Raw genomic sequence first — 24,378 nt, 5'->3', positions numbered from 1 at the left:
GCAAGTTCACTTGCTTGAACTGCTCGCCTTCGTGGCATACATACGAACACAGCTCGCTGAAGTCGCGTCCAGATCAGGTGATAGCCAGCGCGTGAGCCCGTGGAGAGCAACTCACGGGTGAGGAAGTTATCCACGAACCCGCAGAATGTCGGTGGTGCTCCGTAGGGTTGGGGGCATGCAGCAGCACCGCGATGGCCACGTTCCGGGCCTGGGGTTCGATCCCTCGGATCCGGGGTCGGTCGCGGCGCGGCGGTCGGAGGTTCTGGCTCTGGAGGAGGCGGCTGCGGCGATGCTGGCGGCTGGCACCGCGCTGCAGTTGCGGGCGCACGCGGCGGCGTACGAGTTCGGGCACGCACTCGATGTCGCTGAGGGATGTGCGGAGTCGGCGATGCACGTGAGGTCGATCGCGAACGAGGTGGGGCTGCTCGTGAAGCTCGCCGCTGGCACCTCGCGTCCGCGTCGGTGACGTTACGCGAGTTCCCGGCACTGGCCCTCGCGCTCGAGGAGAACCTGGCGACTCCCGCGCAGGTGACCACGCTCGCGAGTGTCGGGTTGAAGGTGAACCATGCGGACCCAGCCGAGCAGTCCGCGCGGCGCGCGGAATTCCTGCAGGTCATGCTGGAGCGGGTGCGGGTGGAGCCGTTGCCGCCGAGAGCGTTGCAGAAGGCGGCCGAGCGGGTCGCGGAGGAGCTCACCGGGGAGTCCATCGACGACCGCTACGAGCGAGCGAAGAAGCGCCGCCGCGCGACGGTCGAGGATCTCGGCGACGGCATGAGCGTGCTCCGCGTGCTGATGAGCTCGTTCGTCGCGAACGCGGTCCTCGACCGGGCACGGAAGCAGGGGAAAGCGATCATCAAGGCCCGCCCCAAGCCCGGCGCGCAGGCGGCAACCGGAGCGGGCGCAGCAGCCGACGCGAACGCGAACCCGTCGCACGCGGCGAGCGGTAGAGACAGCACGGCCCTCGCGCCCGACGAACGCACCCTCGATCAGGTCATGTCCGACGTCATCGCGGACATGCTCCTCACGAGCGACCCCATGGCGGCGAGCCTCGCGAAGGGCATCCAAGCCATCGCGCACATCAGCATCCCCGCGACGACGATGCTGGCCGGCCCCAACACCGGCGGCCCAGGCAGCACGGGCCTTGCCCCGGCGCTGCTCGATGGCATGTCCCCCATGCCGCTCGAGGAGGCGAAACGCCTCGCCGCCACCGCCCCAGCCTTCATCCGCGTGCTCACGCACCCCGTGACGGGCGCAGTGCAGGCCGTCGACTCGTACAAGCCGACCACGGCGATGCGGGCGTTCCTCCAAGCCCGCGACATCCACTGCCGCTTCATCGGCTGCCGACAACCCGCAGCCAGATGCGAACTCGACCACACCAAGGACCACCAATACGGCGGCGAGACCGCCGTCTGGAACCTCAGCGACTTCTGCCTCGCACACCACATCGTGAAACACCACACCGCCTGGAAAGTCCGACAACTCGGCGGCGGCGTCCTCAAATGGACCACACCCAGCGGGAAGATCTACATCGACCGACCCGAACCCTACGACGTGATCTTCAGACCAAGCGACGAGCTCCCACGGATGGCTTCGGGGAGCCCAACGCCCGGAGCAGCATCAGCGACGGCGACTACGACGACGGATGACCACCCACCAGGAGATGACCTGCCTCCGCGCCCACACGCTCCAAAACCACCGCCTTTCTAGGCTCGCCGGTTGCGAGAGAGCATGGCGAGATGGTTCCTGCCCGGTGCGGGCAGCCGAGTGGGGGTATCTGCGAAGGGGGCCCGGAACAGCTGCGAACGCAGCCGGGAATAGCCGCGGAGCGGGCCCGGTTGCAGTGCGTGTGACGACAGCAGCGCAGAACGCACCCCAGACCTCTCCGCAAGCCAGCCCAGAGCAGGCACCGATCCGCATCGACATCTGGTCGGACATCGCGTGCCCCTGGTGCTACATCGGGAAGCGGAAGCTGGAGAGCGGTATCGAGCAGTTCTCCGCGTCGGGCGACGCCCCGGCCGTGGAGGTCGAGTACCACAGCTACGAGCTCTCCCCCGATACGCCCATCGACTTCCACGGGTCGACGACCGAGTACCTCGCCGAGCGCAAGGGACTCCCCCTCGTGCAGGTGGAGCAGATGCTCGACCGTGTAACCGGCATCGCGAAAGACGTCGGCCTCGACTACGACTTCGACTCCGTGCAGCACGTGAACACTGTGCGCGCCCACGAGCTCATCCATTTCGCCAAGGCGAACGGCCGCCAGCTCGAGGCAAAGGAGCAACTCCTCAAGGCGTACTTCGTCGAGGGGCGTGACCTCAGCGATATCGCCGTGCTCGCCGACCTCGCAGAAGAACTCGGACTCGACCGGGCCGCGGCCGTCCACGCTCTGGAGGAGCGTGTGCACCACGACGACGTGCTCGCCGACCAGCAGCAGGCGCAGGCCTACGGCATCCAGGGCGTGCCGTTCTTCGTCATCGACGGCAAGTACGGCGTCTCCGGCGCGCAGGAAGCAGCAACCTTCGCGGAGGTCCTCGCCAAGGTCACGAGCGACCGCGACGAGGCGAACGCATGAACGCCGAGACCGGCATGAGCGACACCAGCACGAGCGACACCAGCACGACTACGACCACGACGCTCGAGGAGCTGCCAGGAGCAGGCGCAGCGGCCCCCGCCGACGGGGTCGCGCCGGCCGCCGGTGGCTTCACGATGCTCGGCGTCGCGGGCACAGCCTGCGAGGGCGACTCCTGCCTCATCTGAACGTCAGCTCGCCTCTAGTGTGATGGACTCTCCCGCATGGGATTCACGAGTTTCGCGGCCGTCGGAGACAGCTTCACCGAGGGCGTCGGCGACGAGCTGCCGGATGGACGCGTCCGTGGGTGGGCCGACCTGGTCGCGCAGGGCCTCGCCGTCTCGTCGGCTGAACCGGTCAGCTACGCCAACCTCGCGATCCGCGGTCGTCTGCTCGACGCGATCCTCGAAGAGCAGCTTCCCGCCGCCATCGCGCTCAAGCCACAGCTCCTGAGCCTCAACGGCGGCGGCAACGACATCCTGCGCCCGCGCGTCTCCATCGACGCCGTCGCCCAGCGCCTCGTCGACGGCGCCAAGCAGGCCCTCGACGCGGGCATCCATGTGATCCTCCTCTCGGGCGCCAACCCCTCCGACCACCTGCCGATGGGCAAGCGCATCAGCGCCCGCGGCGACGCCCTCGCGGCCGCCGTCCACGCGAAGATCCCCGCCCAGCCGGGCCTCACCTTCGTCGACAACTGGGCAGACCCCGAGCTCACGCACCTCGACTACTGGTCGCGTGACCGCCTCCACATGGGCGTCAGCGGGCATCAACGAGTGGCGGCCAACGTGCTCGCCGCCCTCGACGTTCCCGCGCCGGACTTCGGCCCCCGCGCCCCGAGCATCCAGCGCCCCCGCAACTCCGCGTACTGGCGCGAGTACGTCCTCCCGTGGATCGGCCGGCGCCTCACCGGGAAATCGTCGGGCGACACCCGCACGGCCAAGTACCCGACCCTCGAACGCGTCATCACGGAGTAGGCAGCCGACACCATGACCCCGAAGTCCGCAGCGCCGGTCAGGGAGACCCGGGCTTGGCCGGTTACCTGTAGAACCCTTCGCGGAGACGGATACCGTGCTCGAGCCACACCTTCATGGCCGCGAGCATGCCCGTCCACCCCATCGAGTTGCCAAACGCAGCCTTCGCACCGGCATCGCTCAGGCGCCAGGCCGCCTCGCTGATGCGCACTCTCGTGCGGGATCCGTCGTCAACAGGATCGAACTCGAACGTCGTCGTCGTGAAGCCTTGCCTCGCGCTGTCCTCATCGGCCTCCCACCGGACGACGATGCGGCTCGGTGCAACCGCCTCGATGACGTCGACGGGGAACGCCCCAGGGAAGTCCGCGAAGTCCCACTGCACTTCCGCTCCGGCCTCCAACCGCCCCTTCGCGCCTCCCGTCGTGAAGTACTCGGAGAGGACGGCGGGGTCGGCGACCGCCTCGTAGACCTCACGCACCGGCTTCGAGATGAAGCCCGAAACCGTGAAACCAAGCTCCGTCAACTCACCGCTCTCGCTCGCGCCGCCATCCTCGCCGACGCTGCTCTTCGTGTCATCGCTCATAAGAAAACCCTCTCACTCAGGCTTTGTGCCGTATAGTCGTGGAGTCGACGCATGATCACCCCGCTTCTCGCGGACATTCCAGATCTTGCCAGTCGCCATCCGCGCCACCGGATCCGTGGCCACCAGGACCCAAGTCCGAGACGCCGTTCCACTCAACAGCAGACGCTGCTCGCGAAGACGCTCTCCACGAGAGCACACGGCTGACCAGCACGCGCCCACCCGGGCGCACACATGCTTGAAAGAAAGCGCCCCGCCAACGCAGGCGGGCTGCGCCGCAACGAAACGAAGATTCGCATCACACTCGCACTACCATTCACTCTGCCCGCACCTCGAGTCTCCTGGCGACAAGCCGACGACGACGTGTACGCGGCAACCATCAGCGACGAGTTCGCTGGCTTCATCACGATCGCAGACACCGGTCTGCACACGCTGCAGGGCCCTCAAGGCCAGAGCATCGGCGACTTCGGGACGCTCGACGAGGCCCAGGAGGCACTGGCCGCAGCCCTGTTCCCGCTCGAGCACGACCAGACCGACGTCGCAGCAGCACGACCGCGTCCCCGCCGCGCGGGTCGACGCAGCGCCGTTGGCACGCGCACTGCCGGATAGCTAGGCGAACTGCTGGGTAGAGCTTCCGGCGCAACGGCCCCTTGAACGGGAGCCGCCGCCGTGGAGTCAACGCCGTCGCCGACAGCAAGTAGCCGCAGCCCATTTCCGGGCGGCGGCTACAGCCGTACCAGGGGCTAGAACTCGGCGTCAGGTTGAGACCGAGACGGCCGCTCAGCTCTCCCCCGGGTCGTCGCCTTCGGCCACTGCGACCGTCGTCGGCGCAACGGCCGGGTCCGCCACCTCCGGACGCGCCTGTCCCGGCAGCACCGGGTCAGGCCGCCAGCCGTGCGCGTGAAAGTGCGTGCTCTCCCCAGAACCGCCCTCGTCTCTCCAGCGCTCCTCGCCCTCGGGAACTCCCTCTTCGATGCTGTCTTCACCCATGATCGTCGCCGCCTCACTGCGCTCGGATCCCGCGGGCGACTGACTGTCGCCCGACTCATCCCAGAGAAGCACTCGAGGCTCCGAACCGGATGCACGCGAGTCGAGCAGTCGCTCCGCATCCGCACCAGCGCTCGCACGCCCACCCGCATCCAGCACCAGGCACCAGCAGCAGCACCAGCACCAGCACCAGCACTATCACCCGCACCAGCACCGGCACCGGCACCGGCACCGGCCGGAGCTAGTCCGCGAGCGGCTCGATCGCAGTGATCTTCGCCGACCACGGGCAGTACACGTCGCTCGTGACGGTTCCGTCCTCGACGTACTCGGGAAGACCGTCGCAGACCTCCGTCGTGAAGTCTGCGAACTCGAGCGTTGCCGGGTCGATGTGCCACGTCCACGGTTCGTTGACGGACGCGTCGCCGCGGACGACGGTACCCAGAGGGATCGACGACACGTCCTCGCCGTCGAGGAGCTTCTGCGCGTGCTCAACGAGCTCCGGGGTTGCGAGCTCGACCTTGAAGCTCTGATCGACGACCTGGAACGTGGCGACCGCCCGCGTGAGGGGCGCGTCCGCTTGCGGCGAGCATCCGCTCAAGGCGGCAACCGCCCCGGCACTCAGTAGCACCGCGAGGCCAGTGGATGCGGCGCGACGGGTCTTGGACATCAGGAACCTCCGTTGTCGGGGACGTGCTGTTCGAGCCAGCGTTCCAGCTCGGGAAGCGCTTCATAGGCGATCGTGCCGTGGCTCGCGCCTGGCACGGTCACGGCATGGACGTCGACCCCGATGGATTCCTCGTGGGCGACGAACGCCGCGGTATCGGCGGGCAGCACCAGCTCGTCCGCGCTCCCCTGCGCGACGAAGAGCGGCGCCTCGAACGCCTTCGCCCCGGCCGAGTTCTCTGCAAGGAGCGTCGCCCAAGGCTCAACCGTGGTCGGGTCGTGCAGCGTGAAGTCACCGACGAGCGGCTGCCCGATGTCGTGCAGTTCGGTGAGGCTCGTGAGGAGGCACAGCGAGTTCATCTGCGCGACCTTCGCGATGGCAGGTGGAGTGAGGATGCCCGAGAGCTCCACCCCCGGCACGTCCGCGTAGACCTCGGCGAAAGCCGGGAACGCGTACGAGCCGATCGTCACGCCCGAGATGTCGTCGAGGTGTGAGCCCATGAGTTTCGTCAGGTCCGCGGCGGGTGCCGCCGCCGCAACCGCCACGACCTTGAGCTCGGGCGCGTAGCTCGGCGCTTCCTGGGCCGCGAACAGCACAGCCTGGCCGCCCTGCGAGTGCCCCCAGAGCACAACCTCGGTCCCGGCCTCTGCTGCTTCGATCTGCTGCGCCGCGCGCACCGCGTCCAGCACGCTTCTGGCCGCCGTCTCTCCCACGAGGTACGAATCCCGCTCGGCCTGCTTGCCGTCGGCGGTCACAACGCCCATCCCGAGATAGTCGGTCGCGACGACCGCATAGCCGCGGTCGAGCATGAGCCGCATCCCCTCGATTCCGAGGAACGGATCAAACGCGCGTGAGGGAGCGCACGACGGGTCGGTGCCGGTCGTGGGGTGCCCCCAGGCGAGCACCGTGCGGCCCCCGGCGGGCGCCTCCCCATCCGGGACGACGACAACGCCCGTGACCAGCACCGGCGAGCCGTTGAGATCGGTCGACGAGTACATGATGCGCCACGCCTGCGAGCCGAGGGGTGTGCCGAGGAGCTGCTCGCTCCGCACGAGGGTGCCAGGCTCGCTCGGCGCGTCCCCGCCCGGCAGCTCGTAGAACGCGGCAAGCTCACCCTGCTCGATCGTGTCACCGCTCACACGCAGCACCTCGGCGCCCACGATGATCGCGACGAGAGCGAGCGCCCCGGTCAGGACGAACGCGGCAGCACGCTTCGGAGCTCGATCCCGGGTCAGAGCCCCGCTCGGCTGGGGCGGGCGCGAACCGGTCGCTCGACGCGGGGATACCTCTGGCGGGTTCGCTGGCATCTCGGCCACTGGCGGTCCTCTTCTGAACTGCTCCGGCCTCAACAGCTTCCTGAGGCGAGCTTCGACGCAGCCTGCGGGGATTCGAGGCTACGAGATCAGTGTCGGCCCGCCCAGGCAGGCGGTCAAGCAGCAGGCGTTACCGCGAGCGCCGGTTGCTCGCGCGGCACCTCTCCCCCTCGCGAACCGCGGCGGAGTTCACCGCCGGGCATGACGCCGGCGATCACCAGTGCGGCGAGCCCGGCAAGCGTCACCGCGGCGCCGGCCCAGAGCGGCGAAGCGTAGCCGAGCCCGGCAGCGATGGTCAGCCCGCCGATCCACGCGCCGAACGCGTTCCCGACGTTGAAGGCGGCGATGTTGGCGCCGGAGGCGAGCGTCGGGGCGTCACCAGCGAAGTTCATGATGCGCATCTGCAGTCCGGGGACCGTCGCGAACCCGAAGCCGCCCATGAGGACGAGCAGCACCAGCGTCGCGACCCGGCTCGACGCGAGCAGCGCAAACGCGACGAGGATCACGATGAGTCCGACCAGCAGGACCAGCAGGGTGCGCCCAAGGTTCCGGTCGGCGGCCCGGCCGCCGACGATGTTGCCGACGAAGAGGCCGACGCCGAAGAGCACCAGGAGCCAGGGCACGGTGGACGCCGCGAACCCGGACACCCCGGTCAGCGTGAAGGCGATGTAGCTGAACGCCCCGAACATGCCGCCGTAGCCGAGCACCGTGATGGCCATCGAGGCCCAGACTTGCCCGGAGCGGAAGATGCGGAACTCGGCGAGGATGCTGCCGCCGCCGCTGCGCCCGGCGGACGCGGGGATCAGCACCGCCATGCCGACGAGAGCGACGACGCCGATCGACGCGATCACCCAGAACGTCGAACGCCACCCAGTGGCCTGTCCGATGAACGTCCCGATCGGCACGCCGAGCACGTTGGCGACCGTGAGACCCGCGAACATCAGCGAGATGGCCGCCGCCTTCCTGTTCGCGGGAACCAGGTTCGCGGCGACGACCGCGCCGATCCCGAAGAAGGCGCCGTGGCTGAGGGCCGCGACGATGCGCCCGAGCATCATCACCTCGTAGCTGGGTGCCAGCGCCGAGAGCACGTTGCCCGCGATGAAGATGATCATGAGCCCCACCAGCGCCTTCTTGCGGTCCAAGCGGGTGAGAGCGACCGTGAGTCCGATCGCGCCGACTGCCACCGCCAAGGCGTAGCCGGAGATCAGGGCGCCGGCGACAGCCTCTGAGACGGCGAAGTCGGCAGCGACCTCGGGGAGCAGCCCCATGATGACGAACTCGGTCAGACCGATTCCGAACCCGCCGAGTGCGAGCGCGAAGAGCGCGATTGGCATGTTTTCTCCAGCGATATACGGCGCGTGCAGTAGTTGCACACGCAACGAAGATGATCGTTGCACACGCGCTATATCCGCGCAAGTGGAGTAGTATTGGCAGCCACGCACCTGAGGAGGGCACATGGGAATCGCCGACGACGCCGTGGAGATCCGCGCCAGAGGCTGGCGCACGCTCGCGGCCCTCCACGGACTCATCGAGATGGAGCTCGAGCGCTCCCTGCAACGCGAGCACAAGCTCTCAGTCGTCGAGTTCACCGTCCTCGACGCCCTGAGCCGCCAGGACGGATGGCACATGCGGATGCGTCAGCTCGCCCGCGCCGCCGCACTCTCGAGCAGCGCGACCACTCGCCTCGTGACCCGCTTGGAAGACCGGAAGCTGCTGACGCGCATCCTGTGCGACGACGACCGACGTGGCATCTACACGGAACTGACGCCGCTCGGGCGCGACCTCCTCGAGCGTGCACGTCCCACGCACGATTCAGTGCTCGAGCAGTCCTTGTCCGAGGCGGCGGAGGTGCCTGAGCTCGCACCACTCGTCGGAGCCCTCCACGCCGACACCCTCGTGTAGCCACTCCCGCCGAAGGGACCAACGGCCGGGGCTCGACACCAGGCCTCGGACCACAGGCCCGGAACCGAGGCTGCGACCGGGCGCTGAACAGGGGCGCCGTCGCCGCGCAGCGTCGGAGTGCGCGACCATAGAACAATGACCGCAACCCTCGTCGCCAAGGACCTCGCCGGTGGCCACGACCACCGAACGCTCTTCTCCGCCCTCGACCTCGTCGTCGCCCCGGGCGACGTGGTCGGAGTCGTGGGTGCGAACGGTGCCGGCAAATCGACGCTGCTGCGCCTCCTCGCCGGCATCGACGAGCCCCAGGAAGGCAGCGTCTCGCTCGCACCCGCCGACGCATTCATCGGCTGGCTGCCACAGGAGCACGAGCGCGTCGCCGGCGAGAGCGTCGCGCAGTACGTGGGCCGCCGAACCGGCACCACCGAGGCGACCAGAGAGATGGATGCGGCCGCCGAAGCCCTTGCCGAGGAGGCGAAGCCCGGCGCCCCCGACCCCGGCGAGATCTACGCGGTTGCCCTCGAACGCTGGCTCGCGAGCGGCGCTGCTGACCTCGAGGAGCGCCTCCCCGCGGTCCTCGCCGAGCTCGGCCTCGAACTGAGCGCCGACGCCCTCATGACGTCCCTCTCCGGAGGGCAGGCGGCCCGAGTCGGCCTGGCAGCGCTCCTCCTCTCACGCTTCGACATCGTGCTCCTCGACGAGCCGACCAACGACCTCGACCTCGACGGGCTCGATCGCCTCGAGGCGTTCATCCAGGGCCTTCGCGGCGGAGTGGTCCTCGTCAGCCACGACCGCGAATTCCTCGCCCGCAGCGTCACGCGTGTGCTCGAGCTCGACCTCGCCCAGCACAGCAACCGCGTCTACGGCGGCGGCTACGAAGCCTTCCTGGAGGAGCGCGCCACCGCGAAGCGGCACGCGCGCGAAGAGTACGAGGAGTTCGCCGAGAAGAAGGCAGACCTCGTGGGGCGCGCACGCACGCAGCGTGAGTGGTCGAGCCAGGGGGTGCGCAATGCGATGCGAAAGGCGCCGGACAACGACAAGATCCGTCGCACGGCGTCCACCGAGTCCAGCGAGAAGCAGGCCCAGAAGGTGCGCCAGATGGAGAGCCGCATCGCCCGCCTCGACGAGGTCGAGGAGCCGCGCAAGGAATGGCAGCTGCAGTTCACGATCGGCTCGGCTCCGCGTTCGAGCAGCGTCGTCTCCACCCTGTCGCGCGCGGAACTCCGCCTGGGCGACTTCACGTTCGGCCCCGTGTCCGTGCAGGTCGACGCCGGCGACCGCATCGGCATCACTGGCCCGAACGGCGCTGGCAAGTCGACCCTCCTGCGCCTCCTCCTCGGGCGCATCCAACCGGATTCGGGCACCTCGAGCCTGGGTTCGAGCGTCGCCATCGGCGAGATCGACCAGGCCAGGGCGGCCCTCGCGGGCCCCACGCCGCTCGCCGAGCAGTTCGAAGCGCAGGTGCCAGACTGGCCAACCGCCGAGGTGCGCACCCTCCTCGCGAAGTTCGGGCTGAAAGCCGACCACGTCGGTCGAAGCGCCGACGAGCTCTCCCCCGGCGAGCGAACCCGGGCGGGCCTCGCCCTTCTCCAGGCCCGCGGCGTGAACCTGCTGGTGCTCGACGAACCCACCAACCACCTCGACCTCGTCGCCATCGAGCAGCTCGAGCAGGCGCTCGAAAGCTACGACGGCACCCTCCTGCTGGTCACGCACGACCGGCGGATGCTCGAGACCGTGCAGCTGAACAGGGCCTGGCACGTCGAAGGCGGGCAGCTCACCGAGCGCTGACGCCGCGCAGGGACTTCCCGTGACGCACCGATTAGGGTGACTCGCATGGCCACCGTCATCCTCGTCCGCCACGGACGCACCACGGCGAACGCGAGCGGACTCCTCGCGGGACGTACCCCGGGAGTCCTCCTCGACGAGACCGGGCGGGCGCAAGCCGCCGCGACCGGGGCGAGGCTCGCGTCGGTGCCCCTCGCCCGCCTCGTCACGAGTCCTCTCGAGCGATGCGTCGAGACCGCGGCCGCGATCCGCGCGCAGCAGCCCACCGACCCCTTCGACGACCCTCACGTCGAGCCCTCGCTCGACGTCATCGACGAAGACCTCACCGAGTGCGGCTACGGGGCCTGGCAGAATCGGAGCCTCGCCGACCTCGCCAAGGAGGACCTCTGGGCGACCGTCCAGACGCAGCCGTCCGCCGTCACGTTCCCCGACGGAGAATCGATGGCCGCCATGCAGTCGAGGGCGGTCGCCGCGGTGCGTCGGCACGACGCCGACGTCGAGCGCGAGTTCGGGCCCGGCGCCGTCTGGGTCGCCGTGAGCCACGGCGACATCATCAAGGCCGTGCTCGCCGACGCGCTCGGGATGCACCTCGACCTGTTCCAACGGCTCGCCGTCGGACCCGCATCGACCTCGATCATCAGCTACGGCAAGGCACGCCCGAGCGTCCCCATCATCAACTCCGATGCCGGAGACCTGTCCTGGCTCGCCCCGTCGCACGCTGCCGCGGCAGGTGGCCCCCAGACGGGAGACGCGACCGTCGGCGGCGGCGCGGGCAGAGCCTCCTGAGCATAGGCTTGAGACCATGACGACCCTCGTGCACGAATTCGACTGGCCGGACCGATTTGTCGTCGGCACGCTCGGCAAGCCCGGCGAGCGAACCTTCTACCTGCAGGCACGCGACGGCTCCCGCGTCGTGAGCGTCATCCTCGAGAAGGAGCAGTCCGCTCTGCTCGCCGAGAAGGTCGACGAGATCCTCGACCAGCTCATGCTCGAGGACGGCAACCGCTACAGCGTTCCGAGTTCGACCCCCATCGAGCTCATCGATGAGGAGCCGCTCGACACGCCCGTCGACGGTCGCTTCAGAGTCGGCACGATCGGCCTCGGCTGGGAGCCGGCAACCGCGCAGGTCATCCTCGAGGTGATCCCCGTCGTCGAGGTCGAACTCGAGGTCGACGCGGACGTGGACACCGAGGCTCTCGAGGCTGAGCTGGCCCGCATGGCCGGCCTCGACGAGCTCGTCGAGGCGGCCGAACCCGAGGAGCTGCTCCGCGTGCGCATCCCCGTGGGCTCGGCCCGTGCCTTCGCGAAGCGGACCCTCGAAATCGTCGGCGCCGGCCGATCGCTGTGCCCCCGCTGCGGCCTCCCGATGGACCCGGAAGGCCACGACTGTCCGGCAGACGACGGCCTGTGACCGAACCCGAGCCGAACGAGGGAACCGCGGACACGGCTCAGGTGCCCGAGTCCGAGGGGCCGACGGCGTCCACGTCGATCGCCTCCGACCCGGGCGACGCCGACCCGGGTGACACCGCCTTGGGTGACGCCGCTCCGAGCGGTCCGGTGCTCGAGCTCACCGCCCGGCTCATGAGCGCGTCGAACGCGACCTTCGTCGGCACTTACTCCGTTCCAGGTGCCGACCCTGTCGACGTCGTCTACAAGCCATCCCGCGGCGAGAAGCCGCTCTGGGACTTCCCGAACAACGACCTCGCCAATCGCGAGGTTGCCGCGTACCTCGTCTCGGAGGCCCTTGGCTGGAACATCGTGCCGCGAACCTGGCTCGGTGACGGCCAGTTCGGGCCCGGGATGCTCCAGCTGTGGCAGGACATCGACGAAGCGCAAGACCCCGTCGATCTCGTCGCCGCGACCGAGGTGCCGGGAGACGGTTGGCGGACCGTCCTCAGCGGCGAAGACGAGACCGGTCGCGAGGTCGTCCTCGTCCACGAGGACTCCCCCATCATGCGGCGCATGGCGATCTTCGACGCCATCGTCAACAACGCTGACCGCAAGGGCGGCCACGTGCTCGCCATGCCGGACGGGCACCGCTACGGCGTCGACCACGGCCTCTCATTCCACGTCGAGCCGAAGCTGCGGACCGTCCTGTGGGGGTGGGTCGGCGAGCCGATCAGCGACGATGAGACGACGAGCATCCGGAAGCTCCACGAGGCGCTTGCCGACACGCGTGACGGCGGTCTCGGAGCCAGGCTCGCCGAGCTCCTCTCGGTCGCAGAGCTCGGGCAGCTCGCCGCCCGCGTTGAACGCCTCGCGGCCGAACGCGAGTTCCCGGCCCCGGAGGGCGACATGCCCGCGGCGCCCTGGCCGCTCTTCTGAGACACGACCCTCGGTTGCCGGGCTGCACGGCGCGCCGCCCAGTGACGAGGGACGGGGCCCGGTGACGCGCGTTGTCGAGGAGACTCCAACCCTGGGTACCTAGCCTTGCTGCAGGCCGACGAGCTGACCCCACCGTGGCCAGCCGCGACCTGAGTCGCGGTGACGCAGCGTCGATGAAGACAGCGTTCACGAACACGCAGAGGAGTCAGCCATGACCAGCCCGGAAGCCGTCGCACAGCCGGAGTTCGCCCTCAGCCGCACCGTCGCCGCTCCTCGCGAGCGCGTCTGGCGCGCGTGGACGGACGCCGACGACCTCAGCCACTGGCACCACCCCGTGAGCGTCTCGACGCCTCGCGAGACCATCAACCTCGATGTCCGAGAAGGCGGCGCCTACGCCTACACGATGGTGAACGACGACACCGGCGACGAGTATCCGACGGCGGGCACCTACCTGCTGGTTGACGAACCGGAACGCCTCGTCTTCACGTGGGGCTCGCCCGACGACGATCCGGCGGCATCCCCTGTCGTCAGCGTCGACCTCACGACGGGCGACCTTGAGACCGACACCGAGGTCGCACTGCACGTCCGGGGAATCCCCGGCCAGCCCGGTGACGACAACGTCTACGACGGCTGGATGCAGGCGCTCGACAACCTCGCCGCATACCTCGCCCGATAACCACACCAGTGTCAACGTGCTGAGGTGAGCATGGACAGGTGATCGTGTCGCATGTCAGCGTCCACCTGCTGTAATCTATCGAAAATCGATAGAAAAGCATCGCTAGACAGCAGGAGGTCACACCGTGGGCACCGTCACCATCTTCGTACTCAAGGCCGTCATCGCGGTCTCGCTCCTCGGGTCGCTCGCAGTCCAGCTTTTGCTCCTGCCGCTCGCCTGGGCGGACCTCGCGGGCGTTCCCACGCCGGCCCGAGTCGCTCTCGTCGCGCTCGCCGCGATCTTCGTGCTCACCCTGCAGGTCAGCGCTGTCAGCATCTGGCGTCTGCTGACGATGATCCGCCGAGGCTCGGTCTTCTCCGCAGGAGCCTTCCGCTACGTCGACACGATCATCGGCGCGATCGCCGTCGCCTCTTTCACCATCCTCACGCTGGCCATCCTGCTCGCTCCGGGACCCGCGGCTCCCGGCCTGATCGGCCTTCTCTGCGGTGCCGCGCTCGTCACGGCCGGCGGCGCCCTCCTCATGGTGGTGATGCGGATGCTGCTGCGCCTCGCCACCAGGCGCGAGGCCGAGGCCGAGGCGCTCCGCGGCGAGCTCGGAGAGGTCATCTGATGCCGATCGCCATCGATATCGACGTCATGCTCGCGCGCAGGAAGATGTCCGTGGGCGAGCTCGCGGAGCGGGTCGGCATCACCCCGGCCAACCTCGCCGTCTTGAAGAACGGCCGAGCCAAGGCAGTGCGCTTCACGACGCTCGAGGCGCTCTGCGTCGCCCTTGAGTGTCAGCCGGGCGAGCTCCTCCGCTGGGAACCCGCCGCGGCCGAGTGACTCCTCTGGACGAAGCTCAGCCGCGAGGCTTCAGCACGACCTTGATGCACCCTTCGGCCTTCTTCTGGAACACCTCGTACATCCGTGGCGCGTCCTCGAGCGGCATGCGATGCGTCACGAGATCCTCCGTGCCGAGCGGGTCGCTGCGGTCTTCCACAAGCGGCAGCAGCTCAGGGATCCAGCGCTGCACATTGCACTGGCCCATGCGCAGGGTCAGCTGCTTGTCGAACATCGTCATCATCGGCATCGGGTCGGCCGTGCCCGCGTACACACCGCTCAGCGAGACCGTGCCGCCCCGGCGCACCGCGTCGACGGCGAGCATGATCGCCGACAACCGGTCGACACCGGCGGTCTTGATGACCTTCTTCGCGATCGCGTCCGGCAGCAGGCCAGCACCCTTCTGCGCGAGCTCCGCGAAACCGGAGCCGTCTCCGGAACCGTGCGCCTCCAGGCCGACCGCATCCACGACGGAATCGGGGCCACGCCCGTCGGTGGCGGCACGCAGCGCATCAGCCGTCTCGTCGTCGTAGTCGAAGACCTCGACCCCGTAGCGCTCCGCGAGCGCTCGCCGCTCGGGCACCGGGTCGACCCCGAGCACCCGGTAGCCCAGGTGCTTCCCGATACGGGCCGCGAACTGGCCGACCGGTCCGAGGCCGACGACGGCGAGCGTCCCGCCGTCGGGAACGGCGGCGTACTTCACGCCCTGCCAGGCCGTCGGAAGGATGTCGCTGAGGAAGAGGTAGCGTTCGTCGGACAGCTCGTGCCCGACCTTGATGGCGTTGTTGTCAGCCAGGCGAACCCGCAGGTACTCGGCCTGCCCGCCGGGCACCGAGCCGTAGAGCTCCGTGTATCCGTAGAGGTCGGCACCGGTGCCCTGCTCGGTGTTCTGCGTCACCTCGCACTGCGTGGACAGCCCTGAATGGCAGGCGGCGCAGTCGCCGCAGGCGATCACGAAGGGCACGACGACCCGGTCGCCCACGCTGAGCTTCGTCACGCCAGAGCCGACCTCCTCGACGATGCCCATCGTCTCGTGGCCGAGGATGTCGCCCTTCGCGAGGAACGGCCCGAACACGCTGTACAAGTGCAGGTCGGAGCCGCAGATGGCCGCCGACGTCACGCGGATGATCGCGTCGCCCGCCTCCTCGATCGTCGGTTTGGGGACCGTCTCGACGGACACTTCGCCGGTCGACTGCCACGTGAGCGCGCGCATGGGGATTCCTCTCGTCGGGGGAGGCGCCATCGTCGAGCGGGCGCCGGACATTCGGGGGTACGCCTCGAGGCTACGAAGGAACGCCCCTCGGATGCGCGGGGTTGACTTCACAGGCGCGCCCGCGACTCGCCGATGGGGCCACGACGCGGTAGCGTCATGCCTGTGAGTCGACCGGGAGCCCATTGGCGCATCGTGCACGCGGAGCGCGCGGCGCTCATCGCCGACCTCCGCAACCTCGACGACGCCGACTGGGGCACCCCATCGCTCTGCACGGGGTGGACGGTGCACGACGTCCTCGCGCACCTCGTCAACGACGCGACGACGACTCGCCTCGGCTTCGTCGCGCAGCTCACGGCCGCACGCTTCGACTTCGACGCCCTCAACCAGCGAGGAGTCGAGGCGGAGCGTCGAGCGCATCCCCTCGACACGCTCGCCCGATTCGGTGAAGTCGCCGACCGCACGTCGAGCGCTCCGACGCCGGCCGCGACGCGCTACGTCGAAGCCATCGTGCACGGTGAGGACATTCGCCGCCCCCTCGGCATCGCCCACGACTATCTGCAGGACGCCGTCCTCGCCGCGATCGCTCATCAGCGCAAGACCCCCGTCTCGATGGGCGGCGGACGCGAACTCGCCGCCGGCCGCAGACTCGTCGCAACCGACGCGGTCACAGCGAATGGAAAGCCTCTCGCGCTCGGCGAGGGCCCCTCCGTCCGGGGAACCGCCATCGACCTGCTCCTCTGGCTGAGCGGTCGCGACATCGAACCGGAGGCGATCTCATGAACGAACGCGCAGCATCCGCCGCAGACACGCAGAACGACGCCGCGGGCTGCGAGCTGGCGAGCGCGCTCGTGATCGGCGAGGCGCTTGTCGACCTGCTGCCCGGTGACGAGCATTCCCCGGAGGGGCGGGCCCTCCCGGGAGGCTCCCCCATGAACGTCGCCGTCGGCCTGGCCCGGCTCGGCCACCGCTCTCAGCTCGCCGCGCGGCTCGCCGACGACGAGCTCGGCGGGCTGGTGATCGCCCACCTCGCGGAGTCCGGTGTCGAACTCGTCGATGGCGCGCTCGACGGCCAGCGCACCTCGACCGCGAGCGCCACCCTCGATGAGCACGGCAGCGCGAGCTACGAGTTCGATCTCGACTTCTCGCTGCCCACGCCAGATCTCACGCGCGTCGACGTGCTGCACACGGGGTCCATCGGCGCGGTCGTCGACCCCGGAGGCGCGGTCGTCCGAGCCGTGTTCGAGGAGGCAAGGGACCGCGGCGGCATCCTCACGAGCTACGACCCCAACGTGCGCGCGGCCATCATGGGCGAGCGCGAGGCGGTCGTCGAACGCGTCGAGGCCCTGGTCGCCCTCAGCCACGTCGTGAAGCTCAGCGACGAGGACGCCGCCTGGCTGTACCCGCAGCTGAGCCCCTCAGATGTGCTCCTTCGCCTCACCGAGCTCGGCGCCCGCCTCGCCCTCATGACGCGCGGCGGCGACGGCGCCCTCGCACGCACGGCCGAGCGCGAGTTCACCGTGCCGGCCCCGGCCGTCCGAGTCGTCGACACGGTCGGCGCGGGCGACGCATTCATGTCGGGCCTCCTCCACGCCGTCTCCACCCCGAACATCCGCAGGGTGATCCTCGGTGGCGCTCACGGCAGCACCTTCGACGACTCCTGGGTGGATGCTGCCCTCGCGACAGCCACGCAGAGCGCCGCCGTCACGGTGGCCCGCGCTGGCGCGAACCCACCGTGGCCGGACGAGCTCGACCGCGCGTGACGACGAGCCCCACGTGACGACGAGCGGCGCGTGCCGACGCTCGAGGCGTGGCGGGACCGATTCCATCCCCGCCAGCACCGCGCTTGTCGTCACGACAGGACAAGGACGGCCCCGGCCCTAGACTCGACAGGTGCTCGAGCTGATCCCCCAACTCCCCACCTTCGGATGGGTCCTGCTCGCAGTGGCCGCCTTCGCCGTCGGAATCTCGAAGACGGCACTGCCAGGCGTCACGACGCTGTCGGTCGCGACCTTCGCGGCCGTGCTCCCCGCCAAGCAGTCGACCGGGGCCCTGCTCGTGCTGCTCATCGTCGGCGACATGTTCGCGCTGTGGACGTATCGCCGCCACGCGGACTGGTCAACGCTCGTCAAGCTCATCCCGGCGGTCGCGGTCGGCCTGCTCGCGGGCGCCGCCTTCCTCGCCTTCGCCGACGACGACTGGGTGCGCCGCGTCATCGGCATCATCCTGCTCATCCTCGTCGCCATCACCGTGTGGCGCCGCTACCGCACCCCGGAGACGCCTGGCGACCGCGCCGCCAAGATCGCGCGTGTCGGCTACGGATCGCTGGGCGGGTTCACGACGATGGTCGCCAACGCCGGTGGTCCCGTCATGGCGATGTATTTCCTCGCCGCCAAGTTCCCCGTCAAGGCGTTCCTCGGAACGGCCGCCTGGTTCTTCACGATCGTCAACATCGCGAAGCTGCCGTTCTCGATCGGGCTGGGCCTCATCACGCCGAGCACCCTCGTGCTGGACCTGCTGCTCGTTCCGCTCCTCATCGGCGGCGCATTCCTCGGGCGCTGGCTCGCCCCGCGGCTGAGCCAGCAGCTCTTCGACCGCATCGTCCTGGTGCTCACGATCGCCGGTGCCGTCTACCTGCTCGTGTGAGGCACGCGGCACCGCGTGAGGGCGCCGCGGCTCTCGAGACGCCGCCTACTTCGCGCGGCGGAAGAGCGACTTCAGCCGCGACACGTGGCGGTCGGTGAAGTCGTTGGAGAGCTTCATCGTCTCGGCGGTGAGATTGCCACCGGACATGATGGAGCGCAGCGTGGCCTCGGCCCGCTCCTGCTGCGTCAGCTCGAGCGGCTCCGCCGCGGTAGGGGCGGCTGAGTCCACAGCCGAGTCCTCTGGCCTGTCCTCGACACTGCCCTCAGCGTCCTGCCCGGGAGCGCGCTCACGTCCAACCCCGTGCTCCCGCTCGCTCGGGACCTGCGCTGCATCAGCCATGTCGGCCAGGCTACACAGGAACGGGAGCGCCCCGACCCGCGGCGAGAGCACCAGCATCACGCCGCCCCGGCCGCGCTCCCCTCGCAGACTCCCCCGAACTCGCGCAGCCACCTGATGCCAACCTCGCGGGTGCGCGTCACGCCCTTGTACTCGGCCATGTCGGCTGGCAGCTCCTCGAGCACCTCGACCGTTCTCGCCGCCCACTCTGGCACGGTCGCGAGGGCCGCGAACGGCAGCAGGTAGCTGCGGATCAGGAACATGATGGCGTTCGACTCGGGGAGGCGGATGAGGTGCTGCACCTCGGTCCGCAGGTGCAGCCTGTCGCCGACCGCGACGAGCGGGCCGTCCACGAGCGAGGTCCGGTCCGGACCCCACTGCGGGTACGTCTCCGTCGACGTGTCGAGCTTGCCGTCGACGGTCAGCGTCCAGTTCGTGCGCCGGTAGCTCTGCCCGGGCTCGAGCCGCATGATGAAGGCCTGCGCCCGTGGGATGACCCCTTCGTCGTGGACACGCGGCACCGGTCCGTGGATCTCGAGGAACGACATCCCGACATCGAACCCGAACGACCAGTCCGCGGCGAACGTCACGAGGCCGGCGTCGGCCCACAGCTCCCCGTCACGCTGGTCGAGCAGCACAACATCCTCCTGCAGCTGCTGACCGATGAACCCGAGGGGTCCCTCGGGCATCGACGAGGTCTCGCCGACCGCGAAGCACCGGTCGATGCCGAGGAGAGCGTTGTGCCAGTGCCAGCCGCCGCCCTCCCTGGTGAGGCTCATGTGCTGCGGGTAGGCATCGGCGAGCTGCTCCATGAGCACGAACATCGCATCCCACGCGGCTGGCACCATGTGCGGCAGGCACTGCAGACGTGACGGGTCGGCGCTCAGGATGCGTGCCCGCTCGGCGAGCTCATCGCCATAGCAGTGGTCGATGTCAACCGGATGCTCGCCCCAGGAGCCGGCCGCCGTCGGCCGCAGCACAGACGCCGGCTCCACGTTGGTGCTGTAGCGGTAGGTCTCTTTCGGGAAGGGGAACGGGAAGCCGGCGACGGCGACGGAATGGTCGGCCTTGCCGGTGGCGGATGCGGTCACAGTTCGATCTCCAGGATCTCGCCTCTCGGGCGGGAGACGCACGGCATGAGGCAGTCGCCGCGGTCCTTCTCCTCATCGGTGAGGAAGCTGTCGCGGTGGTCGATCCCCTCGGGGTCGCGCGCGTCAGCGCCCTGCGAACCGGACGGCGCGCGGACGGCGACGCGGCACTCGCCGCACACGCCTTGCCGGCACAGGTTCGGCACCGGCACGTTCGCGCTGAGCAGCGCATCGAGCAGGGTGACGCCGGACTCGACTCGGATCGTCCGGCCGAGGCCCAGGAGCCGCGCCTCGAATGGCTCGCCCGGGTCGAGGGCGGGCGGGGTGAACGCCTCTGCGTGGAGGCGCGCCTCGGGCCAGCCGGCCGCGCGAGCGGCTGCCTGCACCGCGTCGATCATGGCGACCGGACCGCAGACGTAGAGGTGCGCGCCGAGCGGCTGCTCGAGCAGGGCCGCCGCGAGGTGCGTGTGCAAGGCGGCGCGGCTCGCGCAGACGGTCAGGCGGCCCCCGCTCAGGCGCTCGAGTTCATCCCGGTGCGCTCCCCCGCCATCCCCGTACGCGTACACCACGTCGAAGGAACGCCCCCACTCGGCCGCGGCCCTGGCGTGCGAGAGGATCGGGGTGACCCCGATGCCGCCCGCGATCAGCAGGTGGTGGCGTGCCGCGAGCACAGGCGGGAACGCGCTGGATGGGGCGCTCACCGTCACCTCGTCGCCGACGCTGAGGCCGTGCATCCATTTCGAGCCGCCCCGGCCCGCGTCGTCGAGGCGCACCGAGATCGCGTAGTGGTCTGGGCGCCGCCCGCTGCCGGTCAGCGAGTAGGAGTTTCGGCCGCCGTCGCCGAGCTGCACCGCGATGCTGCTGCCCGGCGCGAACGATGGAAGGGAACGGCCCCGCGGGTCGCGAAGCGTGAACGAGCGGACGCCCCTGCTCAGCTCCGCGATGCCGGAGACGACGAGGTGAAGCGCGGCGCCGGCAGCAGGACGGCGAGTCGTCGCAGCGTCGGCTGCGGGAGCGCCGGTCACGCGAGCACCGGTTCGCTCTGGCTGGGCGCAACGGCGACGAACCGGGTCGGGATGCCGGCAGCGCGCGCCCCGTCGGACTCGGCAACCTCGGCCTCAGCGAAGTACCCGAGGTAGGCACCCTGGCGGCGCGAGAAGTGGGGGTAGACGGTGAGGTGCAGGCCGCATCCCGAGCACGGCACGCTTCCGCCTGTCGGCGCACTCGTCTTCGCCTGGCAGTGCCCGCAGTGCACGAGGACCTCGGCGACGCCTGGCTCCGGGGCCGTGAGCGCGAACTCGATCTCCTCGTCGAGCACGCCGGCGTCGTGCAAGATGGCTCGCAGCGCGCCGAGCGCGAGCTCGTCGCCGACGACTCGGAACCGCCACCCCGTGCGCGCGGCCCGGAGCGCCTCGAGGATCCGGGCTCGCGACGCGGCCGAGGTCGCGTCCTCGAGCTCGACCGGCACCGTGTCACCAGACGTCGACCGCGCCGTCTCGGCGGGCCGGGAGTCGCTGGAAGCCGTGTCGCCTGGCCCTGACTCGTTGGGAGCACCGCGTTCGGGCACCCAGCCATCTGGCGCCGCGCCGACCACGAACGTCATGGTGCGCGCTGGGCAGACCGCGTCGCATCCGGAGTCGGTCGCCTGCTGGTTCCCCGCTTCGAGCAGCCGCCGCCATCGAGCTGAACTGGTGGCGGTTGCGCTCACGCCCGGCCCGACCTCGGCCGGTTGCATGGTGGACATCGCCATGATCGTCAGGGAGCGACGGAGCGGTGGCCGACGTAGAACGCGAGCGCCGAATCCTCGGTGCTGAAGAGGATTCGCGACCCCTTCGGGAAGAAGATCGCGTCCTTCGGGCCGGCATACGACACCTGTCCGGTGTCGACGTTCTCGAGCCGGAACGTGCCGGAGATGACGACCTTCATCTCGTCGTAGTCGTAGAAGTAGTCGAGCGGGGCGTCGGTGTGCGTCAGCGCGAAGTAGCCGGCCGACATGGCGGAGCCGTCCGGGTTCGAGTAGACGTCGGCGATGTAGCCCTCAGTGCCGGGGTACTGCTCGAGCGGCATCCTCGGCAGCTGTGACCAGAAGTCCGGGGTCACGCGGAACGGTGGAACGGCGGTGGCCACGGCATCGGTGCTCATGAATTCTGTGCTCATGAACCAAGTATCGAGTGAACACAGTTTCCTGGGTGTAAACACTGGTGGTCGATCATGTGCCCGAGCGACCCGCCGCGATTGGCAGCGTCAGACGCTCTCCGGGGTCGTCCGGTCGAGCTCGTCGAGCTCAGCGAGCGCCTCCCGGGCCCGCTCGAGTCGAGCCGCCTCCGGTTCCTCCCACCAGCGCGGACCGCGCTCGCCCAGCCCGTGCTTCGCGAGCCCGACGCGCTTGCGCGACGCCGCCACCGCGGAGTCGTCACCCCGCCGCTTCGCAGCACCCACGCCCGATCGCCCGCGGCCGAGATGCGACTTCAGCCGTTCGACGACGTCGGTGGGGAGACTCGGATCGGTGCGCCGCCAGCGCCGGCCCTTGACGACGAGCCAGCGCTCGTCGTCGGAGTACTCGTCGCCGACCGCCAGACCATCGACCCCACTGCTCGTCCCGCCAGTCGTGCTGCCAGCACCCCCGGCGGCACCTCCTCCTGCCCCGCTCACCTCGCCCATAGGCGCCGAGCCTACGCGGCGTGCGAGCTTCCGTGACCGGGGATGGCGTCGATGAGCTTGCGCGTGTAGGGCTCCTGCGGCTTCATGAGGATGTCGCCGGTCTTGCCCAGCTCGACGAGCACGCCGTTCTTCATGACGGCGACCCGGTCGGAGATCTGCGCGACGACGGCGAGGTCGTGCGTGATGAACAGGTAGGTGAGGTCGTTCTCCTGCTGCAGCTCAGTGAGCAGGTCCAGGATCTGCGCCTGCACCGACACGTCGAGCGCCGAGACTGCTTCGTCGAGCACGATGAACTCGGGCTCGAGGGCAAGGGCCCTCGCGATCGCCACGCGCTGGCGCTGCCCGCCGGACAGCTCGTCCGGGCCGCGGTTCAGGAACAGCTGCGGCAGCTGGACCTGGTCGAGCAGCTCCCGCACCCGCTTGGCCCGCGACTTCGAGTCACCGAGCTTGAACGACACGAGGGGCTCTGCGATGAGCTGCTCGATGGAGAAGCGGGGATTCAGTGACGCGTACGGGCTCTGGTACACCATCTGGAACCTGCGGCGAAGGGCTCGCAACCGTTCACCCTCGAGGTCGGTGATGTCCTGGTCGTCGAAGACGATGCGGCCGGAGGTCGGCTTCTCGAGGCGCAGCACGAGGCGCGCCGTCGTGCTCTTGCCGGAGCCGGACTCCCCCACGACCGCGAGCGTCTCGCCGCGGTGCAGGTCGAAGCTCATGTCGTCGACCGCGGTCAGCGTGCGCTTGCCGCCGCGCCCGCCGGGAAGCGCGAACTCCTTGGTGAGGTTCTCGACCCGCAGCAGCGGCGCGGTGATGTCGGGAGCCCCAGCACCCGCATCCGCCGCTCGACTCGACGCCTTGCCCGTCGCCTTGTCGGTCACGAGCACGGTGCGCGCCTCGTGGCTGTGCAGGCTCGGCGCGGCACGCAGGAGCTTCTTCGTGTAGTCGTGCTGGGGGCGGAGCATGACGTCGTCGGCTGTGCCCGTCTCGACGATCTCGCCCTTGCGCATCACGATGATGCGGTCGGCGCGGTCGGCCGCGACTCCGAGGTCGTGCGTGATCATGAGCACGGCCGTCCCGAGCTCCTTCACGAGCCCGTCGATGTGGTCGAGGATCTGCTTCTGCACCGTCACGTCAAGGGCACTGGTCGGCTCGTCGGCGATCACCATCTCCGGCTGACCTGCCAGCGCCGTCGCGATGAGCGCGCGCTGCTTCATGCCACCCGAGAACTCGTGCGGGTACTGCTGAGCACGGGCCGCCGGCTCGGTGAGGCCTGCCATGTCGAGGAGTCGCACTGCCTCGGCGTGCGCGTCCTTGCGGCTCGCGAGTCCGTGGATGAGGAGCGGCTCGGCGACCTGGGCGCCGACCTTCGTCGTCGGGTTGAGGGAGAGGGCCGGGTCCTGCGGGACGAGGCCGATGCGCCGACCGCGGATGCCGCGCCACTGCGCGTCGCTGAACCCCTGGATGGGCTCCCCGTCGAACTTGATCTCTCCCGAGGTGACCGTCGCATTCGGTGCGAGGAGGTTGATGAGCGCGTGGGCCACCGTGCTCTTGCCGGAGCCGGACTCGCCGACGACCGCGAGCACCTCGCCGGCGTACAGCTCGAACGAGACGTTCCTCACGGCATCGACGGCGCGTCCGCCGATGCCGTAGGAGATGCAGAGATCGCGCACCGAGAGGAGCATGGCCTTCTCCACTTCTTGATCGGATCGAACCTGATCGGGTTGAGCCTGGCCGTTGAGGGCCTCGCCATTCGGGGCCACCTCGTCCCGGCTTCCAGCCTGGCCGGCCGTCGCGGCCAGTTCGTCGGCCTGGAGCTGCTGCTGCGTCATTCGCTGGTCCATTCTCACAC

General features: G+C 69.4%; 30 protein-coding genes. 17 read left to right on the top strand and 13 right to left on the bottom strand.

The window, feature by feature from the left end; genetic code table 11:
* The first annotated feature begins 175 nt into the window (after positions 1-175).
* The 5 genes from C5B97_RS08710 (at position 176) to C5B97_RS08690 (ending at position 3,540) form a co-directional block, all read left to right on the top strand.
* Entirely contained in the window at positions 176-466 is a 291-nt protein-coding gene (locus C5B97_RS08710) for a hypothetical protein (protein ID WP_146080770.1), read from the top strand.
* Positions 463-1,707 carry an HNH endonuclease signature motif containing protein gene (locus C5B97_RS08705; RefSeq protein ID WP_104311712.1) on the top strand — a complete coding sequence of 415 codons (1,245 nt, stop codon included), beginning with the start codon at positions 463-465 and terminating at the stop codon, positions 1,705-1,707. The genes C5B97_RS08710 and C5B97_RS08705 overlap by 4 nt, the downstream gene beginning before the upstream one ends.
* Before the next feature lie 139 nt (positions 1,708-1,846).
* Positions 1,847-2,569, top strand: coding sequence for a DsbA family oxidoreductase (locus C5B97_RS08700; RefSeq protein ID WP_258068079.1), 723 nt, complete (start codon positions 1,847-1,849; stop codon positions 2,567-2,569).
* Positions 2,566-2,754: a hypothetical protein gene (locus C5B97_RS08695; protein ID WP_104311710.1), complete on the top strand. Its 189-nt coding sequence runs from the start codon at positions 2,566-2,568 to the stop codon at positions 2,752-2,754. The genes C5B97_RS08700 and C5B97_RS08695 overlap by 4 nt, the downstream gene beginning before the upstream one ends.
* A gap of 36 nt (positions 2,755-2,790) precedes the next feature.
* A complete protein-coding gene (locus C5B97_RS08690) occupies positions 2,791-3,540 on the top strand; it encodes an SGNH/GDSL hydrolase family protein (RefSeq protein WP_104311709.1) in 750 nt (249 codons plus the stop codon).
* Between the two features lie 61 nt (positions 3,541-3,601).
* Here the strand turns inward: C5B97_RS08690 and C5B97_RS08685 are convergent, their stop codons facing one another.
* Positions 3,602-4,120, bottom strand: a complete 519-nt coding sequence (locus C5B97_RS08685; protein WP_104311708.1) for an SRPBCC domain-containing protein — start codon at positions 4,118-4,120, stop codon at positions 3,602-3,604.
* Between the two features lie 360 nt (positions 4,121-4,480).
* Here C5B97_RS08685 and C5B97_RS08680 point away from each other — a divergent pair, with 360 nt between their 5' ends.
* Complete coding sequence (locus C5B97_RS08680) at positions 4,481-4,726, top strand: hypothetical protein (protein ID WP_104311707.1); 246 nt, start codon at positions 4,481-4,483, stop codon at positions 4,724-4,726.
* A 171-nt stretch (positions 4,727-4,897) separates the two neighbouring features.
* Here C5B97_RS08680 and C5B97_RS17930 read toward each other — a convergent pair whose 3' ends face one another.
* From C5B97_RS17930 to C5B97_RS08660, 4 genes are all read right to left on the bottom strand, one after another.
* On the bottom strand, positions 4,898-5,179 hold the full coding sequence (locus C5B97_RS17930; RefSeq protein WP_181026957.1) for a hypothetical protein: 282 nt from the start codon (positions 5,177-5,179) through the stop codon (positions 4,898-4,900).
* 166 nt (positions 5,180-5,345) lie between these two features.
* On the bottom strand, positions 5,346-5,771 hold the full coding sequence (locus tag C5B97_RS08670; RefSeq protein ID WP_104311705.1) for a hypothetical protein: 426 nt from the start codon (positions 5,769-5,771) through the stop codon (positions 5,346-5,348).
* Positions 5,771-7,075 (bottom strand): alpha/beta fold hydrolase, encoded by a 1,305-nt coding sequence (locus tag C5B97_RS08665; protein WP_104312545.1) that lies wholly within the window; start codon positions 7,073-7,075, stop codon positions 5,771-5,773. Before C5B97_RS08665 ends, C5B97_RS08670 begins: the two co-directional genes overlap by 1 nt.
* Positions 7,076-7,197: 122 nt before the next feature.
* Entirely contained in the window at positions 7,198-8,415 is a 1,218-nt protein-coding gene (locus tag C5B97_RS08660; protein ID WP_104311704.1) for an MFS transporter, read from the bottom strand.
* 121 nt (positions 8,416-8,536) lie between these two features.
* Between C5B97_RS08660 and C5B97_RS08655 the strand changes: the two genes are divergently transcribed.
* The 8 genes from C5B97_RS08655 (at position 8,537) to C5B97_RS08620 (ending at position 14,591) form a co-directional block, all read left to right on the top strand.
* The gene (locus tag C5B97_RS08655) at positions 8,537-8,983 is read left to right on the top strand and encodes a MarR family winged helix-turn-helix transcriptional regulator (RefSeq protein ID WP_104311703.1); all 447 of its coding nucleotides are present in this window, start codon (positions 8,537-8,539) and stop codon (positions 8,981-8,983) included.
* Positions 8,984-9,118: 135 nt separating this feature from the next.
* Positions 9,119-10,768 (top strand): ABC-F family ATP-binding cassette domain-containing protein, encoded by a 1,650-nt coding sequence (locus C5B97_RS08650; protein WP_104311702.1) that lies wholly within the window; start codon positions 9,119-9,121, stop codon positions 10,766-10,768.
* A 45-nt stretch (positions 10,769-10,813) separates the two neighbouring features.
* On the top strand, positions 10,814-11,551 hold the full coding sequence (locus tag C5B97_RS08645) for an MSMEG_4193 family putative phosphomutase (protein WP_104311701.1): 738 nt from the start codon (positions 10,814-10,816) through the stop codon (positions 11,549-11,551).
* A gap of 16 nt (positions 11,552-11,567) precedes the next feature.
* On the top strand, positions 11,568-12,176 hold the full coding sequence (locus tag C5B97_RS08640; RefSeq protein WP_104311700.1) for a DUF3090 domain-containing protein: 609 nt from the start codon (positions 11,568-11,570) through the stop codon (positions 12,174-12,176).
* Between the two features lie 119 nt (positions 12,177-12,295).
* Complete coding sequence (locus C5B97_RS08635) at positions 12,296-13,090, top strand: SCO1664 family protein (RefSeq protein ID WP_258068261.1); 795 nt, start codon at positions 12,296-12,298, stop codon at positions 13,088-13,090.
* Between the two features lie 211 nt (positions 13,091-13,301).
* Positions 13,302-13,766 (top strand): SRPBCC domain-containing protein, encoded by a 465-nt coding sequence (locus C5B97_RS08630; protein WP_104311699.1) that lies wholly within the window; start codon positions 13,302-13,304, stop codon positions 13,764-13,766.
* A gap of 124 nt (positions 13,767-13,890) precedes the next feature.
* Complete coding sequence (locus C5B97_RS08625; protein ID WP_104311698.1) at positions 13,891-14,376, top strand: DUF2975 domain-containing protein; 486 nt, start codon at positions 13,891-13,893, stop codon at positions 14,374-14,376.
* Entirely contained in the window at positions 14,376-14,591 is a 216-nt protein-coding gene (locus C5B97_RS08620; protein ID WP_104311697.1) for a helix-turn-helix transcriptional regulator, read from the top strand. Before C5B97_RS08625 ends, C5B97_RS08620 begins: the two co-directional genes overlap by 1 nt.
* Before the next feature lie 16 nt (positions 14,592-14,607).
* Here the strand turns inward: C5B97_RS08620 and C5B97_RS08615 are convergent, their stop codons facing one another.
* A complete protein-coding gene (locus C5B97_RS08615) occupies positions 14,608-15,801 on the bottom strand; it encodes a zinc-dependent alcohol dehydrogenase (protein ID WP_104311696.1) in 1,194 nt (397 codons plus the stop codon).
* A gap of 162 nt (positions 15,802-15,963) precedes the next feature.
* Between C5B97_RS08615 and C5B97_RS08610 the strand changes: the two genes are divergently transcribed.
* The 3 genes from C5B97_RS08610 (at position 15,964) to C5B97_RS08600 (ending at position 18,444) form a co-directional block, all read left to right on the top strand.
* Positions 15,964-16,581 (top strand): maleylpyruvate isomerase family mycothiol-dependent enzyme, encoded by a 618-nt coding sequence (locus C5B97_RS08610; protein ID WP_258068078.1) that lies wholly within the window; start codon positions 15,964-15,966, stop codon positions 16,579-16,581.
* A complete protein-coding gene (locus tag C5B97_RS08605) occupies positions 16,578-17,561 on the top strand; it encodes a carbohydrate kinase (protein ID WP_104311694.1) in 984 nt (327 codons plus the stop codon). The genes C5B97_RS08610 and C5B97_RS08605 overlap by 4 nt, the downstream gene beginning before the upstream one ends.
* 130 nt (positions 17,562-17,691) lie before the next feature.
* On the top strand, positions 17,692-18,444 hold the full coding sequence (locus C5B97_RS08600; protein WP_104311693.1) for a sulfite exporter TauE/SafE family protein: 753 nt from the start codon (positions 17,692-17,694) through the stop codon (positions 18,442-18,444).
* A 45-nt stretch (positions 18,445-18,489) separates the two neighbouring features.
* On the opposite strand, the gene C5B97_RS08595 is transcribed toward C5B97_RS08600, so the two are convergent.
* The 7 genes from C5B97_RS08595 to C5B97_RS08565 all read right to left on the bottom strand — a co-directional run bounded on the left by C5B97_RS08595 (position 18,490) and on the right by C5B97_RS08565 (position 24,358).
* Complete coding sequence (locus C5B97_RS08595; RefSeq protein ID WP_146080768.1) at positions 18,490-18,783, bottom strand: hypothetical protein; 294 nt, start codon at positions 18,781-18,783, stop codon at positions 18,490-18,492.
* 56 nt (positions 18,784-18,839) lie between these two features.
* Entirely contained in the window at positions 18,840-19,871 is a 1,032-nt protein-coding gene (locus tag C5B97_RS08590) for a DUF3445 domain-containing protein (RefSeq protein WP_219819788.1), read from the bottom strand.
* Positions 19,868-20,893, bottom strand: a complete 1,026-nt coding sequence (locus tag C5B97_RS08585; protein WP_104311690.1) for a PDR/VanB family oxidoreductase — start codon at positions 20,891-20,893, stop codon at positions 19,868-19,870. The genes C5B97_RS08590 and C5B97_RS08585 overlap by 4 nt, the downstream gene beginning before the upstream one ends.
* Positions 20,890-21,612: a dimethylamine monooxygenase subunit DmmA family protein gene (locus C5B97_RS08580; protein ID WP_104311689.1), complete on the bottom strand. Its 723-nt coding sequence runs from the start codon at positions 21,610-21,612 to the stop codon at positions 20,890-20,892. Before C5B97_RS08580 ends, C5B97_RS08585 begins: the two co-directional genes overlap by 4 nt.
* Before the next feature lie 11 nt (positions 21,613-21,623).
* Positions 21,624-22,025 (bottom strand): ethanolamine utilization protein, encoded by a 402-nt coding sequence (locus tag C5B97_RS08575; protein ID WP_211890630.1) that lies wholly within the window; start codon positions 22,023-22,025, stop codon positions 21,624-21,626.
* Between the two features lie 87 nt (positions 22,026-22,112).
* Positions 22,113-22,445: a biopolymer transporter Tol gene (locus tag C5B97_RS08570; protein ID WP_104312542.1), complete on the bottom strand. Its 333-nt coding sequence runs from the start codon at positions 22,443-22,445 to the stop codon at positions 22,113-22,115.
* Between the two features lie 95 nt (positions 22,446-22,540).
* Positions 22,541-24,358 (bottom strand): ABC transporter ATP-binding protein, encoded by a 1,818-nt coding sequence (locus tag C5B97_RS08565; protein ID WP_258068077.1) that lies wholly within the window; start codon positions 24,356-24,358, stop codon positions 22,541-22,543.
* Positions 24,359-24,378: the final 20 nt, after the last annotated feature.

Origin of the sequence: Pseudoclavibacter sp. RFBB5 (assembly GCF_002931555.1) — a bacterium.
In the GTDB taxonomy this organism is placed as follows: Bacteria; Actinomycetota; Actinomycetes; order Actinomycetales; family Microbacteriaceae; genus Pseudoclavibacter.
Note: the sequence above shows the minus strand (reverse complement) of the source record. Positions and strands in the feature narration are given on the sequence as shown.